This window comes from Micrococcus sp. GbtcB5, assembly GCF_019091605.1.
Classification (GTDB): domain Bacteria; phylum Actinomycetota; class Actinomycetes; order Actinomycetales; family Micrococcaceae; genus Micrococcus; species Micrococcus luteus.
Genome location: NZ_JAGXJK010000184.1, coordinates 1 through 276 on the forward strand (window position 1 = coordinate 1; position 276 = coordinate 276).

Annotated in this window: 1 pseudogene; it reads right to left on the reverse strand. The window is 77.9% G+C overall.

From position 1 onward, the window contains the following. A pseudogene (locus KVS67_RS11960) lies at positions 1 to 276 on the reverse strand (ABC transporter ATP-binding protein); the annotation flags it as partial.

A 276-nucleotide genomic window follows, 5' to 3' on the forward strand; every position in this document is an offset into this window, starting at 1 on the left:
GTGGTGGGGGACGGCACGGGTCTGTCCACCAGGGGGCGGCCGGTGAGGATGAGGACCACGTCCCCGAGGCTCGCGCGGCGGGTCAGCGTGGTGGCGGGGGCGGGCAGGGCGCCCTCGACGACGAGGCGCTGCACGACGTCGTGCAGGACGTCCGCGCGTCGGGCGTAGACGAGGACGCGGTCCGGGAGGACCTCGACGCGGTGCACGTCGCCGTCCCCCGCGGTGGCCTGGACGGTGCGGGCCGCGGCCTCGCTTCGGTCCGCGCCGAAGCGCGCC